General features: G+C 66.2%; 14 protein-coding genes and 2 tRNA genes. 10 read left to right on the top strand and 6 right to left on the bottom strand.

Annotated elements, in window-relative coordinates; genetic code table 11:
* The 4 genes from ABFP37_RS05845 to pepN all read right to left on the bottom strand — a co-directional run bounded on the left by ABFP37_RS05845 (window position 1) and on the right by pepN (window position 4,330).
* The gene (locus tag ABFP37_RS05845) at window positions 1–459 is read right to left on the bottom strand and encodes a globin (protein WP_347032997.1); all 459 of its coding nucleotides are present in this window, start codon (window positions 457–459) and stop codon (window positions 1–3) included.
* Window positions 460–461: 2 nt separating this feature from the next.
* Window positions 462–1,124 (bottom strand): mechanosensitive ion channel domain-containing protein, encoded by a 663-nt coding sequence (locus ABFP37_RS05840; RefSeq protein ID WP_347032996.1) that lies wholly within the window; start codon window positions 1,122–1,124, stop codon window positions 462–464.
* A 119-nt stretch (window positions 1,125–1,243) separates the two neighbouring features.
* On the bottom strand, window positions 1,244–1,723 hold the full coding sequence (locus ABFP37_RS05835; RefSeq protein ID WP_347032995.1) for an OsmC family protein: 480 nt from the start codon (window positions 1,721–1,723) through the stop codon (window positions 1,244–1,246).
* Between the two features lie 54 nt (window positions 1,724–1,777).
* Window positions 1,778–4,330: an aminopeptidase N gene (gene pepN / locus ABFP37_RS05830; RefSeq protein ID WP_347032994.1), complete on the bottom strand. Its 2,553-nt coding sequence runs from the start codon at window positions 4,328–4,330 to the stop codon at window positions 1,778–1,780.
* Window positions 4,331–4,491: 161 nt separating this feature from the next.
* Between pepN and ABFP37_RS05825 the strand changes: the two genes are divergently transcribed.
* The 3 genes from ABFP37_RS05825 (at window position 4,492) to ABFP37_RS05815 (ending at window position 7,041) form a co-directional block, all read left to right on the top strand.
* On the top strand, window positions 4,492–5,496 hold the full coding sequence (locus ABFP37_RS05825; RefSeq protein ID WP_078028801.1) for a hypothetical protein: 1,005 nt from the start codon (window positions 4,492–4,494) through the stop codon (window positions 5,494–5,496).
* A gap of 103 nt (window positions 5,497–5,599) precedes the next feature.
* Window positions 5,600–6,094, top strand: coding sequence for a ribose-5-phosphate isomerase (locus tag ABFP37_RS05820; protein ID WP_078028802.1), 495 nt, complete (start codon window positions 5,600–5,602; stop codon window positions 6,092–6,094).
* Window positions 6,094–7,041, top strand: coding sequence for an Fpg/Nei family DNA glycosylase (locus ABFP37_RS05815; RefSeq protein WP_078028803.1), 948 nt, complete (start codon window positions 6,094–6,096; stop codon window positions 7,039–7,041). The genes ABFP37_RS05820 and ABFP37_RS05815 overlap by 1 nt, the downstream gene beginning before the upstream one ends.
* Before the next feature lie 60 nt (window positions 7,042–7,101).
* Here the strand turns inward: ABFP37_RS05815 and ABFP37_RS05810 are convergent.
* Window positions 7,102–7,175, bottom strand: a tRNA-Gly gene (locus tag ABFP37_RS05810).
* A gap of 141 nt (window positions 7,176–7,316) precedes the next feature.
* Here ABFP37_RS05810 and ABFP37_RS05805 point away from each other — a divergent pair.
* The 7 genes from ABFP37_RS05805 to ABFP37_RS05775 all read left to right on the top strand — a co-directional run bounded on the left by ABFP37_RS05805 (window position 7,317) and on the right by ABFP37_RS05775 (window position 14,965).
* Window positions 7,317–7,391, top strand: a tRNA-Pro gene (locus ABFP37_RS05805).
* A gap of 81 nt (window positions 7,392–7,472) precedes the next feature.
* Window positions 7,473–8,855 carry a trigger factor gene (gene tig, locus ABFP37_RS05800; RefSeq protein WP_078028804.1) on the top strand — a complete coding sequence of 461 codons (1,383 nt, stop codon included), beginning with the start codon at window positions 7,473–7,475 and terminating at the stop codon, window positions 8,853–8,855.
* 256 nt (window positions 8,856–9,111) lie between these two features.
* Complete coding sequence (locus ABFP37_RS05795; RefSeq protein ID WP_347032993.1) at window positions 9,112–9,753, top strand: ATP-dependent Clp protease proteolytic subunit; 642 nt, start codon at window positions 9,112–9,114, stop codon at window positions 9,751–9,753.
* A gap of 38 nt (window positions 9,754–9,791) precedes the next feature.
* Window positions 9,792–10,451, top strand: a complete 660-nt coding sequence (locus tag ABFP37_RS05790; RefSeq protein WP_078028926.1) for an ATP-dependent Clp protease proteolytic subunit — start codon at window positions 9,792–9,794, stop codon at window positions 10,449–10,451.
* 185 nt (window positions 10,452–10,636) lie between these two features.
* Window positions 10,637–11,926 (top strand): ATP-dependent Clp protease ATP-binding subunit ClpX, encoded by a 1,290-nt coding sequence (gene clpX / locus ABFP37_RS05785; RefSeq protein ID WP_078028806.1) that lies wholly within the window; start codon window positions 10,637–10,639, stop codon window positions 11,924–11,926.
* A gap of 153 nt (window positions 11,927–12,079) precedes the next feature.
* A complete protein-coding gene (locus tag ABFP37_RS05780) occupies window positions 12,080–12,694 on the top strand; it encodes a DsbA family protein (protein ID WP_347032992.1) in 615 nt (204 codons plus the stop codon).
* 393 nt (window positions 12,695–13,087) lie between these two features.
* A complete protein-coding gene (locus tag ABFP37_RS05775; protein ID WP_347032991.1) occupies window positions 13,088–14,965 on the top strand; it encodes a glycoside hydrolase family 15 protein in 1,878 nt (625 codons plus the stop codon).
* 79 nt (window positions 14,966–15,044) lie between these two features.
* Here ABFP37_RS05775 and valS read toward each other — a convergent pair whose 3' ends face one another.
* Entirely contained in the window at window positions 15,045–17,666 is a 2,622-nt protein-coding gene (valS, locus tag ABFP37_RS05770; protein ID WP_347032990.1) for a valine--tRNA ligase, read from the bottom strand.
* Window positions 17,667–17,730: the final 64 nt, after the last annotated feature.

The following is a 17,730-nucleotide window of genomic DNA, read 5'->3' as shown; positions in this document are numbered from 1 at the left end:
CTATGCTTCAGACGGGCTGTTCACCATGGACAGCGCCGCCCGTTCCATGTAGTCCCACAGGGTGGCCTCGTGCAGCGGCGGCAGCTGGAGCGAGTCCACGGCCGTGCGCATGTGGTGCAGCCAGCGGTCCTTGGCCTCGGGCGTGACCCGGAACGGCATGTGGCGCATCCGCAGCCGCGGATGTCCGCGCTCTTCGCCGTACGTCGTGGGCCCGCCCCAGTACTGTTCGAGGAACATCAGGAAGCGCCGCTTCGCCGGAGCAAGGTCCTCTTCCGGGTACATCGGCCGCAGCAGCGGGTCGCTGGCCACGCCGTCGTAAAACACGTCGATGAGCTTCACGAAGGTCTCGTGGCCGCCCACGGCATCGTAGAAGTTGTCCGTGTAGCCGGGCTGGCTGAAGGGGTCATTACGCATCAGCTGCCGCGGCGCGTTGGGTTCGGAGGGAGTGGGAAGGGTCATGGCTATTCTCCGGCCTTCTGCTGCGGTCCGTGCTGGGGTTCAGCCTCGAGCGGCCCCTCGCCTGGCTCATCGTCTGGGGCCACGTAATTGCCCTGGGACCGGTTGCCCACGCGGAGGATTTCGCCGTTGCGGAGATACCAGATGGCCCCGTTGTCATCACGGACACGGGTGATGCGCAGGCCGATCGATTCGACGACGCCCACCACTTCGCTGGTCTCGATGATGTCTCCGATACCGTACTGGTCCTCGATGGTGATGAAGATTCCGGCAAGGAAGTCGCGGATCAGCTGCTGGGCGCCGAAGCCGATGGCGATACCCAGGATACCGACGCTTGTCAGCAGCGGCGCGACGTCCACGTCAAGGTTTTTCAGCACGTAGATGCTGGTGATGACGGCAATGACCACGCCCACCACGCTGTTGAGCAGCGACCCGATGGTGTTGGCGCGCTGGACCCGCCGCTCGTGGTCGAGGGCGCGGAGGGCGGGGGCGACCCACTTGAAGTGCGGCTTCTTGAACAGCGCTGTTCCGCTGGCGACACGCTTGGTGATCCGGGAGATCACGAAGCTCGCCAGCAGCCACAGGATGATGCCTGCACCGAGGCTGATCGCGATGCCGGCGACGTCGAAACCGGTGGGCTCCAGCGAGGCCGAGGGCGTTGTAAACATGCTGTACATCTGTAGGGATGCTCCTTGCTGCTGTCCGACGGCGGCCGGGGGTATCCGCCGGTCTTCCGGCGGCGGCCTGCTCTCTGGTCAGTTTTAAGCGTAGCGGTGTATCCCGCTGGCTAACTTCCGGCCGCTGTGGTATCCGGAACGTGCAGTACAGGGAAATTTACGCTGCGGGCGATGAAACACAGGGCGTTGGCTTCCCGGTGCATTTCCTGGGTCAGCGCGATGTGGGCGGCGTCGGCCACCGTTACCCGCGGCCGGAGGGTCACCTTCTCGAACTGCCCGCTGCCGTCATGGTTGAGCCGCATCATGCCCGTGGCGTTGTCCTCATACGACAGGACGACGACGCCGTGCTTCACCGCCACGTGCAGGAAGGACAGCATGTGGCACTGGGCGAGTGCCGTCAGGAGCAGTTGCTCGGGGTTGTACCGCGACCGGTCGCCGCGGAACGTGGGGTCGGCGGAGCCCTTGAGGACCGGCAGCCCCGGAATCTCGACGTCGTGGTCCCGGGAGTACTCCCGGTAGGACGACGTGCCGCTTCCAAGGTTGCCGGTCCAGCGGACGGTCAGTGAATAGTGGTGCTCATCAAGGCCCATGCGGCCAGTTTAGAGCGCCCGCAGTTCACATCGCGCCGCTCTGGCACCTGCGGCTCAGACGTCGGCCGCGCGTGCCCGCAGTGCCCGGGCGACGCCGTCGCGGTTTTCCAGCATCATGCGGCGCAGCGCCGCGCTGTCCTCCGGGAGTGACGCGAGGAACTCGTCGGTGCGGTCCACGGTGGCCTGCGTGGTCAGTTGCGCCGGGTAGAGCCCGACGACGACCTGCTGCGCCAGTGCGAAGGTCCGCTCCGCCACGATGCCGGGGACGGCCGCGAAGTACTTCTCCGCGTACGGCTCCAGCAGTGCGGTGTCCAGCACGCGGGTGAAGCCGGTGACCGCAGAGCCCTGGATGGCGTTGGATAGCTCGCCCTTGACCACGATCGACTCCCAGGCCGCCGCCTTGGCCTCCGCCGTGGGGATCGCGGCCTTCGCCAGCGCCGCAGCGTTCTGCCCGCTGGAGGTGTTGTCCCGCTCCAGTTCCGCGTCGATCTGTTCCTGGCCCAGCCGTCCACCCACCACGAGTGAGGCCACCAGTTCCCAGCGCAGGTCCTGGTCGACCGTCAACCCGTTCAAGGTGACGGAGCCGTCCAGCAGCCCGGCCACGTTGTCCAGCTGCGCGCCGCTCCGGGCCAGCAGGGCGTAGGACTTGATGAACTGCAGCTGCGCATCCGAACCGCCGGGAACGGCCGAGGCGAGCTCCCAGAGCCGGTCTCCGGCGGCCACCGACGCGGCTTCGCGGTGCTCCTCCGCCACATAGAACGTGAGCGTGGTTGCCAGCTGCCGGAGCTGGACCAGGATCACCGACGAGTCACTCTCGGAGGCGATGTTGGCCAGGATCAGGTCCACATAGCCGCGGGCCGGGCTCTCGCCGTCGCGGGCGGCGTCCCAGGCGGAGCCCCACACGAGCGTGCGCGGAAGGCTTTCCCGGAAATCCTTCAGGTGCGACTTGGCGGTTGCGAGGGACTTCTCATCCAGCCGGACCTTCGCGTACGCGAGGTCGTCGTCGTTGAGCAGGATCAGGTCCGGCCGTTGGAGGCCGGCGAGTTCCGGCACGTCCGTCCGGTCGCCGTCGACGTCCAGCTCCTCGCGGTGGACGCGCTCCAGCTTTCCTTCCTCGGTGACGTCGTAGAACCCCACGGCCAGCCGGTGCGGCCGGAGGGTGGGCTGGTCGGCCACAGCGGACTGCAGGATGGCGAAGGCCGTGATGGTGCCGTCGGCGTCGACTGTCAGCTCCGGCTTGAGCGAATTCACGCCGGCGGTTTCGAGCCAGAGCCGGCCCCACTGGTCCAGGTCGCGTCCGCTGGCCTTCTCCAGTTCGATCATCAGGTCGCCCAGCTCGGTGTTCTTCCAGGAGTGCTTGGCGAAGTATTCGCGGACGCCGGCCATGAACTGCTCCGGACCCACCCAGGCCACGAGCTGGCGCAGCACGGAGGCACCCTTGGCGTAGGTGATGCCGTCGAAGTTGACCTCGACGTCCTGGAGGTCGTTGATCTCGGCAAAGATGGGATGGGTGGTGGGGAGCTGGTCCTGGCGGTAGGCCCAGGACTTCTCCACCGAGGCAAACGTGGTCCAGGCGCTCTGGAACTTCGTGTTCTCCACCGCGGCGAGGTGGGACATGTACTCGGCAAAGGACTCGTTGAGCCAGAGATCGTTCCACCAGCGCATGGTCACCAGGTCGCCGAACCACATGTGGGCCAGTTCGTGCAGGACCGTGATGGCGCGGCGCTCCACCTGGGCCTCCGGCACCTTGCCCCGGAACACGTAGCCTTCGAGGATGGTCACCGCCCCGGCGTTTTCCATGGCTCCGGCGTTGAATTCGGGGACGAAGAGCTGATCGTACTTCTCGAACGGGTAGGGGCAGCCGAATTGCGCTTCGAAGAACTCGAACCCCTGCCGCGTGAGTTCGAAGATGTTGTCGGCGTCGAGGTACTGCATGAGCGACTTCCGGGCGAACACGCCCAGCGGGACCACCCGGCCGTCGGAGCTGGTGACGTCGCTGCGGACGGACTGGTACGGACCGGCGATCAGCGCCGTGACGTAGGAGGACAGGCGCGGGGTGGGGCTGAACTCCCAGACCGAGCGGGCGCGGCCGTCTGCCGCCGGGGAGGCCTCCACGGGGGCCGGCGTGGGGGAGTTGGAGATGACGTCCCAGTGTGACGGCGCCGTCACGCTGAACCTGAACGTTGCTTTGAGGTCCGGCTGTTCAAAGACGGCGAACATCCGGCGGGAGTCGGGCACTTCGAACTGCGTGTACAGGTAGACCTCGCCGTCCACCGGATCAACGAAGCGGTGCAGCCCCTCGCCGGTGTTCATATAGGGCGCGTCCGCCACCACCGTGAGTTCGTTGTGTTCGGCGAGGTCCGGCAGCTGGATCCGGACGCCGTCGGATACCTTGGCAGGATCGAGTTCACGGCCGTTCAGGGTCACGCTGTGGACGCTCTGCGTCACGGCGTCGATGAACGTCGAGGACCCCGGTACAGCCGTGAACTTCACCGTGGTGGTCGAGCCGAAGACTGTCTCGCCCGTGGTCAGGTCCAGGGCGACATCGTAGGAATCGACGGCGATCAGGTCGGCGCGCTCGCGAGCTTCGGCGCGCGTCAGGTTCATACCTGGCAAGGTTGTGCCTCCAAAGGTGTTGGTTGCCGGACAAGCCCCAGCCTGCCCGTCAGTGGGTCACTGTGAAGTCATTGTTTCATTCCCCGCACCGATGGCAAGTTGCGCGGATCACTTTCTCCGCGCCGGAGCAGGCTCAGGGGTAGCGTTAAGGCATGGGAAAGCTCCTCGATGCTGTGGACACGAAGGCACTGCGGTTCGCCATCGGTTTCCCCCTGCTGCTCGCTGCCGGCTTCACAGTCTGTGCCGTCCTGCTGCGCCCGGATCTGCCGGAGCCGCTGGCGGTCAGATGGAACGACGACGGCGGAACGGCCTTTGCGCCGTTCCCCGCCTATGTGGGCGTCGGGTCCGCCATGATCGTCGTGGCCGGCTGGCTGGTGCTGCTCCAGGCCGTGCCCGTGTCACGCCCCACCGTGATGCGCCGGATCATGATGGGCGCCGGGCTGACAGTCAGCCTGTTTATCACCAGCGTGCTGGCGGCCGGACTCGTGGGACAGGCCGGGGTCACCGATGCCCGCGAGTCCAGCGTGGACGTGATAGTGCTGGCCATGGGAAGCGGCGCCGCCCTCGCCCTGGGCGTCATCATCGGGTTTGTCTTCAAGGCCGACCAGCAGTGGACCCCGGAGGATGACCGGGCCCTTGAACAGGCGCTCGACCCCGAGCTCGCCACCGATTCCATCCGGCTCTGGGTCCACGCCCGGAGCTCCGTTTTTGTCATGATCGGCATCGCCAGCCTGTTTCCGGCCGCCCTCCTTGCCATCGCCGTTCCCTGGCTGGGTGCCCTGCTGGTTGCGGCGGCCGTCGTCGGCGCCGCATTCCTTTTCGCCAGGGTTACCGCGGACCGCAGCGGGTTGCGCGTGTTCGTTGCCGGGATCCTTCCCGTCGTGGACGTGCCGGCCGCCGCCATTTCGGCGGCCGATCCCGCGGATGTCCGCGCCGCCGACTATGGGGGATGGGGATACCGCCACCACGGCGAAACAGCAGCCGTGCTCGTGAGCAGCGGTCCCGCCGTCGTGGTCCGGAAAACTGACGGACATCGGCTCGCGGTGAGCGGCGGAAACTCCGACTCGGCGGCGCGCCTTGCCGAGGTCCTGACGCGGGTGGCTGCCCGGGCCCGCGGCGAAGGCCGCCCTCCTTCCGCAGGCGACGGGGGCGCGTAGCTTCCTGCAGCCCGGGCAGGCACAGCTAGTACTCTTGGATCTGTTGATCTGACCTGTACCAGCCCGGCCGCGCCCCGGTGCTCATGACTGAACGGAAGCTACCGTGACCACTACTCCTGCATTCCCGCGGGTCCACATCGCCACTGACCACGCCGGCATGGAGCTGAGCGCCCACCTGGTGAGCCACCTGTCCGCGAAGGGTTACGACGTGGTGGACCACGGCCCGAGGGAATATGACGCCCTGGACGATTACCCGGCCTTCTGCATCAATGCCGCGCTCGCGGTCGTGGCGGACCAGTCCGCCGGCGTCCACGCCCTGGGCATCGTGCTGGGCGGCTCCGGGAACGGCGAACAGATCGCTGCCAACAAGGTCAAGGGTGTCCGCGCGGCGCTGGCCTGGAACCACTCCACCGCCGTCCTGGCGCGCCAGCACAACGACGCCAACGTCGTGGCTGTCGGCGGCCGCCAGCACAGCGTCGAGGAAGCAACTGCCCTGATTGAGGCATTCCTGCAGGAGCCGTTCAGCAACGACGAGCGCCACATCCGCCGGATCGGCAAAATAGCAGCCTACGAAACCACGGGCGAGGTCGTCGAGTAGTGCCTGAAGGGCACTCTATCCACCGGCTTGCCCGCCAGTTCGGTGACGTCTTCGCCGGCGAGCAGCTTGCCGTGACCAGCCCGCAGGGCCGCTTCGCCGCCGGGGCCGCGCTCCTGGACGGACGCACGCTGATGTGCGCCGACGCGCACGGGAAGCATCTGTTCCTGCGCTTCGACCACGGCATGGTCCTGCACGTCCACCTCGGACTGTACGGTGCATGGGACTTCGGCGGGGACAGCGAATTCCGCGGTGCGTCCAGCATCGGCGCGCCGCGGAAGGTGGGGGAGCGGGAGGTTCCCGACGACGCCGCGCCGGCGGCCTACGCCGGGCCGCCCGCACCGGTCGGCGCCGTACGCGTGCGGCTGGCGGGGAAGCACGGCTGGGCCGACCTGCGCGGAGCCACCACCTGCGCCGCCATCACCGAGGCGGACGCGGATGCCGTGCTGGCCCGGCTCGGACCCGACCCGCTGCACAATCCCGGCCCCCTTCATATGCGGGATCCGCGGCAGGAAGCCGATCCGCCGCCCAACGGGAGTGGTGGCCGCGATGACTTTGTCCGGCGCGTGTTGGCCCGCCGGATGCCGCTGGCATCCCTGCTGATGGATCAGAAGGTGATTGCCGGCGTCGGGAACGTGTACCGCGCCGAAGTGCTGTTCCGCCGGCGGATGGACCCCTGGCTTCCCGGCAGCTCGCTGACGGCGGAGGCGGCCGGCCTCCTCTGGGATGACACTGCCGCTGTGATGGCCGACGGCGTCCGCGACGGCAGGATCATCACCACGACAGCGGCTTTCTGGAGCAGATCGGCTCCGTTGCCGCCGGCCGAGGACGCGCATTTCGTGTACCGCCGCCACGGCCAGCCCTGCCGCGTCTGCGGCACGCCAGTGGCGCTGACGGAGCATGCAGCGCGCAAACTGTACTGGTGCCCGTCATGCCAGCGCGCCGGCTGATCTCCGGAAGAAGGTCCCCGCGACACAAGAAAGGGCCCCTCGGTGAGGGGCCCTTTGTGCTGGAGGGGACGACGGGAATCGAACCCGCGTAATCAGTTTGGAAGACTGAGGCTTTACCATTAAGCTACGTCCCCGTAGGAAAGCGTTCAGGCCTGCGGCCTTCACTCAATCTTTCGGTCTGGCTGTTGAAGCCGGATATAACTAAACCTAATTCATGCCCCACGTGTCAAATGTGCAAAGCCGGCAGGTATGAACGTAGACTGTCCTGTGCATTACGGGGTGTAGCTCAGCTTGGCTAGAGCGCCTGCTTTGGGAGCAGGAAGTCGCAGGTTCAAATCCTGTCACCCCGACTCTGCGGCCCGGGCCGATGGCCCGGACAGAATCACGCGTTTGCAGAACCCCATCCAACAAAACCCAGGAGTACTTAGACTGTGAAGAGCGCTGTCGAGAACCTCACCCCCACGCGGGTCAAGCTCAATGTTGAGGTCCCCTTTGAGGAATTGAAGCCCAGCATCGAAGAGGCATACAAGACTGTTGCTTCCCAGATCCAGGTCCCTGGCTTCCGTAAGGGCAAGGTCCCCTCCAAGCTGATCGACCAGCGCGTCGGCCGCGGCTACGTGCTGGAGACCGCCATTAACGAAGGCCTCAACGGCTGGTACCAGGCTGCCGTTCAGGAATCGGGCATCCGCCCCCTGAGCCGTCCCGAGGTTGAGATCACTGAGGTTCCGGACCCGTCCGCAACCGATGGCGAGCTCAAGTTCCACGCCGAAGTTGACGTCCGCCCGGAGATCGAGCTTCCGGACTACGCCGGCATCAAGGTTGAGGTTGCCGCTGCGGAGTCTTCCGAAGCGGACGTCGACAAGGCCTTGGATGAACTGCGCGGCCGCTTCGGCACGCTCAAGTCTGTGGAGCGCCCCGCCGCTGACGGCGACTTCCTCACCATCGACATCACGGCAAGCATCGACGGCGCCGAGGTTGACTCCGCCGCGGGCCTGTCCTACCAGGTTGGCGCCGGCACCATGCTCGAAGGCATGGACGAGGCAGTCACCGGCCTGAGCGCCGATGAAGACGCCATCTTCGACACCACCCTTGTGGGCGGTGACCACGCCGGCGAAGCCGCGCAGGTCAAGGTCGTCGTCAAGTCCGTCAAGGAGCGCGAGCTGCCTGAGGCCGACGACGACTTCGCCCAGCTGGCTTCGGAATTCGACACTCTGGCTGAACTGCGCGAAGACCTCGCCAAGCAGGCCGCCGACTCCAAGGTCGTTGAGCAGGGCGTCGAAGCCCGCGACAAGGTCCTGGACAAGCTCGTCGAGCTCGTGGCAGTTCCCGTCCCGGACTCGGTTGTCGAAGAGCAGCTCGAGCAGCACTTCAACGCCGAGAACGCCCACGGTGAAGGCGAGCACGACACCGAGGAGCACCGCGCCGAGGTCAAGGCCAACACCGAGCGTGCCTTCCAGAACGAAATCATCCTCGACGCCATCGCCGAGAAGGAAGAAGTCAACGTCAGCCAGAACGAGCTGATCGACTACATCGTCACCACCGCCAGCCAGTACGGCATGGACCCGAACCAGTTCGCCCAGATCATTGACCAGAGCGGCCAGGTCCCCATGATGGTCTCCGAGGTCCGCCGCCGGAAGGCGCTGGCCGTTGTTCTCGGCCAGGCCGAGGTCACGGACTCCGAGGGCAACAAGGTTGACCTGAGCGACTTCGTCCGCCCCGGCGGCGAAGAGGCTCCTGCCGCCGAAGGCGAAGCAGCAGAAGACGCTGCGGTCGAGGCCGTACCGAGCGACGATCCCGCTGCGGCGAAGTTCTGATAGCTCAGACATATCAGCCGTGAAGTTCCAGTAGCTGGCAGCTGCGGACAAGCCCCCCGATCCCTGGATCCGGGGGCTTCTCCGTTTAAGCCCCGGTTGCCGGGGACCCGGAATTCACGCGGACGATGCGGCTGGCTGCGATCGTGCGCCGTCAGCGAACAGCGCGATTCCGAAGAACAAAACCGCTGCGAAAGCGGTTAGTGTCCAAGTAGTGAAGTTCAGTGATGTCACCGTCACCAGCGAGAGGTAAGTACATATGTCACAGCAAGCAGGGGCGCCCCGCATGGCAACCGTCGATCCGGCAGCCCAGGACAACTACATTTACAACCGCCTGCTGAAAGAGCGCATCATCTGGCTCGGGTCCGAGGTCCGCGACGAGAACGCCAACGCGATCTGCTCGCAGCTGCTGCTCCTTTCCGCGGAGAACCCCGAGAAGGACATCTACCTCTACATCAACTCACCCGGCGGCTCCGTGACCGCCGGCATGGCCATCTACGACACCATGCAGTTCATCCCGAACGATGTCGTTACCGTGGCCACCGGCCTCGCCGCCTCCATGGGACAGTTCCTGCTGTCGTCCGGCACCAAGGGCAAGCGTTACGCCACCCCGAACGCCCGCATCCTGATGCACCAGCCCTCCGGCGGCATCGGCGGTACTGCCTCGGACATCAAGATCCAGGCCGAGCTGATCCTTCACATGAAGAAGGTCATGGCGGAACTGACCGCCGAGCAGACCGGACAGACAGTCGAAACCATCCTCAAGGACAACGACCGCGACAAGTGGTTCACGGCCAAGGACGCCCTCGACTACGGCTTCTTCGACAAGATCGCCGCCCACGCAGGTTCCGTTGCCGGCGGCGGAGGCACCCAGAATGCCGCCTCCAACGGCGAGAACTGACCGGCACGTAGACAGAACTGAATCCAGGAGCAATGAACATGAACTACAATTTCGGATCGTCTGCCGGCAACCTGCCGACCAGCCGCTACGTGCTGCCCCAGTTCGAGGAGCGCACGCCGTACGGCTTCAAGCGCCAGGACCCCTACACCAAGCTCTTCGAGGACCGCATCATCTTCCTGGGTGTCCAGGTTGACGATGCCTCCGCGGACGACGTCATGGCGCAGCTGCTGGTGCTGGAGTCCACGGACCCCGACCGGGACATCACGCTGTACATCAACTCGCCCGGTGGTTCCTTCACCGCCATGACGGCGATCTACGACACCATGCAGTACATCCGCCCGGAGATCCAGACCGTGTGCCTGGGCCAGGCGGCCAGCGCGGCCGCAGTCCTGCTTGCTGCGGGTACCCCCGGCAAGCGGCTTGCCCTGCCCAACGCCCGTGTCCTGATCCACCAGCCGGCCCTGTCCGGCGGCCAGGGGGGCCAGGCCTCGGACCTTGAGATCCAGGCCGCGGAAGTCATGCGGATGCGGTCCTGGCTCGAGGACACGCTGGCCAAGCACTCGGGCCGGACTTCGGAGCAGGTCAACAACGACATCGAGCGCGACAAGATCCTTACCGCCGCCGAGGCCATGAACTACGGCCTGATTGACCAGGTGCTGGATTCGCGCAAGATCAAGCCGCAGGCGATTGTCAGGTAAGAGGATGTTTTCCCGGCGCCGGTGAGGTTCAGATTTTTTGGGCCGCACCGGCGTCCGGTTTCCACCCCTCAGGCCGAATGTGACCTAGAGTGGATGTAATCACGGCCCGATCCGCCAGGGGATGACCGTGATTCAAGCAACCGGTGCACAGCTGCACTCGCAGCAAGATACTAAGGGGTTCACATATGGCTCGGATTGGCGAGAGCACGGATCTGCTCAAGTGCTCTTTCTGCGGAAAGAGCCAGAAGCAGGTGCGCAAGCTCATTGCCGGGCCCGGCGTCTATATCTGCGACGAGTGCATTGAGCTCTGCAACGAGATCATTGAAGAAGAACTCGCGGAAGTAGCCGATCTGGGCAGTTTCGAACTGCCCAAGCCCCGGGAAATCTTCGACTTCCTGCAGGAATACGTCATCGGCCAGGAACCCGCCAAGCGGTCCCTCGCCGTCGCCGTCTACAACCACTACAAGAGGATCCAGGCCGGCCACGCCCCCAAGAGCGGCAGCCTGGCGGACGGCGTCCATCACGACGACGTCGAAATCGCAAAGTCCAACATCCTCCTGATCGGCCCCACCGGCTGTGGCAAGACCTACCTGGCGCAGACCCTGGCACGACGCCTGAACGTGCCGTTCGCCGTCGCCGACGCCACGGCCCTGACCGAGGCCGGCTACGTTGGCGAAGACGTCGAAAACATTCTGCTCAAGCTCATCCAGGCCGCGGACTACGACGTCAAGAAGGCCGAACAGGGCATCATCTACATCGACGAGATCGACAAGATCTCGCGGAAGAGCGAGAACCCTTCGATCACCCGCGACGTCTCCGGCGAGGGCGTCCAGCAGGCCCTGCTGAAGATCCTCGAGGGCACCGTGGCGTCGGTTCCGCCGCAGGGCGGGCGCAAGCACCCGCACCAGGAATTCATCCAGATCGACACCACCAACGTCCTCTTCATCGTCGCCGGCGCTTTCGCCGGCCTAGAGGACATCATCGGTTCGCGCTCCGGGCGCAAGGGCATCGGTTTCGGGGCCCCGCTCAACGAGGTCAAGAACACCACCGACTCCTATGGCGAAGTGATGCCGGAGGACCTCCTCAAGTTCGGCCTCATTCCCGAGTTCATCGGCCGGCTGCCGGTCATCACCACTGTGTCGAACCTGGACCGCCCTGCGCTCATCCAGATTCTGTCCACTCCCAAGAACGCCCTGGTGAAGCAGTACCAGAAGATGTTCCAGCTGGACGGCGTCGAACTCGTGTTTGACGACGCCGCACTGGACCTCATCGCCGACCAGGCCCTGGAGCGGGGAACCGGCGCCCGCGGTCTCCGCGCCATCATGGAGGAAGTCCTCCTGCCGGTGATGTTCGATCTGCCCAGCAGGGATGACATCGCCAGTGTGGTGATCACGGCCGACGTCGTTGCCAAGAAGGCGCAGCCCACCATGATCGCTCATGATGTGGTGGCCAAGCGTCGGAATAAATCCGCCTAATTCGTCGCTGTGCATGAGGGCATGCCTGCCGTATGCCACTCCCGCTGACCTCACGTGATGCATTCGCGCGCGCCATCGCGGCGTGCCGCCGTCACTGCGCGCCGGCCATGGCCGGGCGCTGCCCGCTCACCACGACGAGAGAAGGATTCATCCATGACTGAAACCATTTCCAACAAGGCCGACTTCTGGTTCGACCCCCTGTGCCCCTTCGCCTGGATCACGTCCCGCTGGATCGGCGAGGTCGAAGGTGTCCGTGACATCAGCACCGAGTGGCACGTCATGAGCCTCTCCGTGCTCAACGAGGGCCGGGACCTGGACCCCAAGTACCGCGAAGCCATGGACAAGGCATGGGGCCCGGTCCGCGTCATCATCGCCGCCCAGGAACAGCACGGCGACCACGTGGTCAAGCCGCTCTATGACGCCATGGGATCGCAGATCCACAACGGCGGCCAGAAGGACTTCTCGATCGTCATCAGCAAGGCCCTGGCCGATTGCGGCCTGCCGGCGGAACTGGCCGCGGCCGCCGAGTCCGACGCGTTCGACGTCCAGCTCCGCGCCAGCCACGAGCAGGGCATCTCCCTGGTCGGCCAGGATGTCGGGACACCCGTGGTGGCGTTCAACGGCACAGCCTTCTTCGGCCCCGTGCTGACCCGCATTCCCCGCGGCGAGGAAGCCGGCCGGCTGTGGGACGCGACGGTCACTCTGGCCTCATACCCGCACTTCTTCGAGATCAAGCGCAGCCGGACCGAGAGCCCCGCCTTCGACTAGGCAGCAAGCGGCCGTTCACGCCAGTTTGAGGCACCGGTAGCCCCGGCAGAACTACATCAGAGTAGTTCTGCCGGGGCTATTGCGCATCCAAATCCGGCGGACAACAATGGTTCTTACCCACTTCGAAAGAAGAGGGACACGAGAACCAAAGATTCAGTGACACTCATCTGTCGCAGCCTTCGGCAAAGGCAGATGATGGCTACCAGTGACGAGGTAGGAAGACCTGAAAATCCGAGGATCTCGCCAGGTTATCGCAGACGTCACGAGATAACCGAAAAGTCGAAGCCCCACCAACGGCAAAACGCTGATGGGGCTTCCCCTTTGCCCTGAATGCGTGGCCCCCAAGAAGCTTGCCTCCCGAAACTTGCCCGAACAGCCCGGTCAGGTGTGTCCATGAGCAGTGAACCGATCGCGGACTACGCCCTCCTGTCCGACTGCTGCTCGGGCGCGCTGGTGAGCGCAGCAGGCTCCGTGGACTGGCTCTGCTTCCCCCGCTTCGACAGCCCCTCGGTGTTCGGCCGGATCCTCGGCCCCGAGGCGGGATACTGGTCGGTCCGGCCCGCCGGGGCCTACTCCTCGACCCGCCGCTACCTCGGCCCCACATTGGTCCTGGAAACCACCCACACCACCGCGGACGGGTGCGTGACCGTCACGGATGCCCTCGCCCTCGGTGACGGCCGGCGGGGCCACGAGCTCGGTGCGGACTCGCCGGGCAGTTTGCTGCGGCAGGTGTCCTGCACGCAGGGCTCGGTCGACGTCGACATCGTCCTCTGCGCCCGGCCCGGTTATGGCCTCGCACGGCCGCTGCTCAGCGCAGCCGACGGCGGTGTCCTGGTCCGCGCGGGAGACACGGTCCTGACGTTCTCGACGCCGATGCCGTTCCGGATCAACAACGACGACGACGCCGGTACGGCGCAGGTGCGCTTCACCCTCTCCGCCGGGGACGTGGTCGGCTTTGCCCTCCACTCTCCGCACTCCTCAAAGGGAGCCCCCGGTTCAGGTGAGCTCGGGGGCGCGGTCACGGTGTTCTGGAGCCAGGATGAGATCGGACGCAGGCTCGGGGATACCGTCCAGGGCTGGACCAGCTGGTCCGCGATGCACCAGAACTACCGCGGCCCGTGGCAGGAGCTCGTGGCCGGCAGCGGACGGATTCTGCAGGCGCTCAGCTACTACCCCACCGGGGCCATCGTGGCTGCTCCGACCACGTCGCTGCCGGAGGTGGCCGGCGGTGCGCGCAACTGGGATTACCGCTACACCTGGATCCGGGACGCCAGCATGACGCTGCAGGCCCTGTGGGTGGCGGCCTGCCCGGACGAGGCCGGGACGTTCTTCCAGTTCCTGGCCACCGCGGCCGCCCGCCAGCTAGCCGGCGGCGAGGAACTGCAGATCATGTTCGGCATCGGGGGGGAACGGGAGCTGCCCGAACGCGAACTCGCGCACCTGCCGGGCTGGCGCGGCAGCGCTCCGGTACGGGTGGGCAACGGCGCCTGGAACCAGCGCCAGCTCGATGTCTACGGCGAGCTCTTGGACGCTGCCGCCACCCTGCCGCAGTACCTCGCGGAACTGGCCCCGGAAACACGGACGTTCCTCGCCGACGCCGCGGACACGGCCGCCGCGCGCTGGGAGTCCGCCGATCACGGCATCTGGGAAGTCCGCGGGGAGCCGCGGCACTACCTGCACTCCAAGCTCATGTGCTGGGTCGCTGTGGACCGCGCCATCTCCCTCGCCGGAATCCTGCACGCAAACGAAAGGGTCCCGCGCTGGACGGAGGCGAGGGACGCGATTGCGGAGTCCATCCGCACCGAGGGATGGAGCGTGGCGGCGAACGCCTACACCCAGGCGTACGGCTCAGACGAGCTCGACGCCTCGGCCCTGCTGCTCTCCGTCGTGGGCTTCCTGCCGGCAGATGATCCGGGCATGACCGCCACGATTGAGGCGATCGAGGGGCGGCTCACGGACGCCCGCGGCCTCGTGTACCGTTACCTGGCCGACGACGGCATGGCAGGGGAGGAAGGCACGTTCCTGCTGTGCACGTTCTGGCTGGCGCACGCACTCGCCCTCGCCGGACTCACCCAGCGCGCCCGGGCCGTCTTCGAGCGGGCAGCCGCGTTCGCGACGGACCTGGGCCTGATGGCCGAAGAGGTCGCGCCGGACAGCGGCGAGCTGCTGGGCAACTTCCCGCAGGCGTTCAGCCACATCGGCCTCGTCAACGCAGCCTGGGCGATCAGCGAAGCAGAGGCCCGGGCGGCGGGCCACAGACACGGAGAATGAGCGAGGGCGCCGGCCAGGTTTTCCTGGCACGGCGCCCTCGTCAGTTTCCTGATGTCAGCGGAATGACTCCGGACCGGCGTCAGGCCTGGGCGGGCTCCTCTGCCGGAGCCAGCTCCACGCCGCTCACGGTCAGTTCGCCGTCGCCGGTCGCCAACGTGATCTCCTGGGCATTCGCCGCGGCCTTGAGGTCGCCGAGCCCGGCCTCGAGCTGGGCCACGAGCGAGGCATTGGCCGTAATGGTCGCTGCGAGCACCCCGGTGCGCTGCTTGACCTTGGCCTCGGACTTGGCCTTCCGGATACCGCTGAGGGCAACGCCCACAGTGCCCAGCATGGTGGTGTCCCCGGCGGTGATCTCCAGCGCGGCCGGCCACTCGGCGCGGTGCACCGAGCCTGTCCGCCACCAGCTCCAGACCTCTTCCGTGGCGAAGGGCAGGAACGGGGCGAAGAGCCGCAGCAGCGAGTCCAGCGTGGTGGCCAGGGCGGCCAGCACGGAGGCCTGCTCGGTCTCGCCGGCAGCACCGTAGGCGCGGTCCTTGATCAGCTCGACGTAATCGTCGGTGAACTGCCAGAAGAACGATTCGGTGATCTGCAGGGCCCTGGCGTAGTCGTAGTTGTCGAACGCCTTGGTGGCCTGGGCAATCACGTCGGAGAGCTGGGCCAGCAGTGCGCGGTCCAGCGGGTTGGTCAGCACGGACAGGTCCGTGGAGACCACCGAGTTCTCCGTCGCTCCCAGGTTCAGCACGAACTTGGAGGCGTTGAGGAGCTTGATGGCCAGCCGGCGGCCGATCTTCATCTGCGCGATCTCGTACGCGGTGTCGGCGCCGAGCTTGGCGGAGGCGGCCCAGTAGCGGACGGCGTCGGAGCCGAACTCGTTCAGGACGTCCGTCGGCACCACCACGTTGCCCTTGGACTTGGACATTTTCTTGCGGTCCGGGTCCAGGATCCAGCCGGAGATGGCCGCGTGCTTCCAGGGTGCGCTGTCCTGCAGGGCGTCGGCGCGCACGGCCGAGGAGAACAGCCATGTGCGGATGATGTCGTGGCCCTGCGGGCGGAGGTCGAACGGGTAGACCTTGGCGAAGAGGTCCTCGTCCCGGCTCCAGCCGCCGACGATCTGCGGGGTCAGCGAGGACGTGGCCCAGGTGTCCAGCACGTCGGCGTCGCCCGTGAAGCCGTTGGGCTGGTCGCGCTGGGACTCCTCGAAGCCGGGCGCGGCGTCCGCGGCCGGATCGACCGGCAGGGACTCATCGGACGGCAGGACCGGGTGGTCGTAGTCCGGGTTGCCCTGGGCATCCAGCGGGTACCAGACCGGGATCGGCACGCCGAAGAACCGCTGGCGGGAGACCAGCCAGTCGCCGTTCAGGCCGGCAATCCAGTTCTCGTAGCGCGAGCGCATGAAGGACGGGTGGAAGTTGATTTCCTGGCCGCGGCTGATCAGGCGTTCGCGGCGGTCCGCGTCACGGCCGCCGTTGCGGATGTACCACTGGCGGGAGGTGACAACCTCGAGCGGCTTGTCGCCCTTCTCGAAGAAGTTCACCGGGTGGGTGATCTTCTTGGGTTCGCCGTCCAGCAGGCCGGCCTCGGTGAGGAGCTCTACCACGGCTTCCTTGGCCGAGAAAACGGTCTTGCCGGCGATGGCCGCGTACGCTTCACGGCCGGCGTCGGTGGTGATCCACTCCGGGGTGTCGGCCAGGATGCGGCCGTCGCGGCCCACAATCGCACGCGTGGGAAGCTGCAGTTCACGCCACCAGGTGACGTCCGTCAGGTCGCCGAAGGTGCAGACCATGGCAATGCCGGAGCCCTTGTCCGCCTTGGCCAGCGGGTGCGCCTTGACCTCCAGTTCGACGTCGAACAGCGGGGACTTTACGGTCTTACCGAACAGCGGCTGGTAGCGCTCGTCGTCGGGGTTTGCCACCAGCGCGGCGCAGGCCGCCAGCAGTTCGGGACGCGTGGTCTCGATGTAGATCTTCTCGCCGTCGGCGGTGAAGAACGGGTAGCGGTAGTACGCGCCCGGCACTTCGCGGTCCTCGAGCTCGGCCTGGGCCACCGCGGTGCGGAACGTCACGTCCCACAGGGTGGGGGCTTCGGCCATGTAGGCGTCGCCGGCCGACAGGTTCGCGAGGAAGGCGCGCTGGGAGACGGCGCGGGAGGTGTCATCAATCGTGCGGTAGGTCAGGTTCCAGTCGACCGACAGGCCCAGGGTCTGGAACAGGTTCTCGAACACCTTCTCGTCCTCGACGGCGAGTTCCTCGCAGAGATCGATGAAGTTCTGCCGGGAGACGACGTCGAAGTCGCGCTGGTTCTTCGCAGGCTGTGCCGGCGGCCGGTACCCGGCGTCGTAGGGGATGGCCGGATCGCACCGGACGCCGTAGTAGTTCTGCACGCGGCGCTCGGTGGGCAGGCCGTTGTCGTCCCAGCCCATCGGGTAAAACACGTTCTTGCCGGTCATGCGCATGTAGCGGGCCTGGACGTCAGTGTGCGTGAACGAGAACATGTGGCCCACGTGGAGGGAGCCTGACGCCGTCGGCGGGGGAGTGTCGATCGAATAGACCTGCTCCCGGGTGGTGTCCGGGTTGAACTTGTAGGTTCCTTCGTCCAGCCAGCGCTGCGTCAGGGCAGCCTCGAGGCCTTCAAGGGCCGGCTTGTCGGGAACGTTGATGGGGGCGGTGGCGGGCGTGTCTGTACCCTGCGTTGATTCAGCCATGGGCCAATTGTTTCATGCCCCGCAGATGTAGCCTGCAGCGGCGCCTCCCGGCCGGCCTGCAGTA

The sequence above is a fragment of the Burkholderia sp. RS01 genome (genome assembly GCF_039748055.1).
GTDB lineage: Bacteria > Actinomycetota > Actinomycetes > Actinomycetales > Micrococcaceae > Arthrobacter.
Note: the sequence above shows the minus strand (reverse complement) of the source record. Positions and strands in the feature narration are given on the sequence as shown.

Excerpts from the sequence above, each read along its gene's own strand:
- ABFP37_RS05835 (WP_347032995.1), bottom strand. The coding sequence starts at position 1,723 with ATGGGCCTTGATGAGCACCACTATTCACTGACCGTCCGCTGGACCGGC.
- ABFP37_RS05775 (WP_347032991.1), top strand. The coding sequence starts at position 13,088 with ATGAGCAGTGAACCGATCGCGGACTACGCCCTCCTGTCCGACTGCTGC.
- ABFP37_RS05790 (WP_078028926.1), top strand. The coding sequence starts at position 9,792 with ATGAACTACAATTTCGGATCGTCTGCCGGCAACCTGCCGACCAGCCGC.
- valS (WP_347032990.1), bottom strand. The coding sequence starts at position 17,666 with ATGGCTGAATCAACGCAGGGTACAGACACGCCCGCCACCGCCCCCATC.
- clpX (WP_078028806.1), top strand. The coding sequence starts at position 10,637 with ATGGCTCGGATTGGCGAGAGCACGGATCTGCTCAAGTGCTCTTTCTGC.
- ABFP37_RS05795 (WP_347032993.1), top strand. The coding sequence starts at position 9,112 with ATGTCACAGCAAGCAGGGGCGCCCCGCATGGCAACCGTCGATCCGGCA.
- pepN (WP_347032994.1), bottom strand. The coding sequence starts at position 4,330 with ATGAACCTGACGCGCGCCGAAGCTCGCGAGCGCGCCGACCTGATCGCC.
- ABFP37_RS05840 (WP_347032996.1), bottom strand. The coding sequence starts at position 1,124 with ATGTTTACAACGCCCTCGGCCTCGCTGGAGCCCACCGGTTTCGACGTC.
- ABFP37_RS05845 (WP_347032997.1), bottom strand. The coding sequence starts at position 459 with ATGACCCTTCCCACTCCCTCCGAACCCAACGCGCCGCGGCAGCTGATG.
- ABFP37_RS05780 (WP_347032992.1), top strand. The coding sequence starts at position 12,080 with ATGACTGAAACCATTTCCAACAAGGCCGACTTCTGGTTCGACCCCCTG.
- ABFP37_RS05825 (WP_078028801.1), top strand. The coding sequence starts at position 4,492 with ATGGGAAAGCTCCTCGATGCTGTGGACACGAAGGCACTGCGGTTCGCC.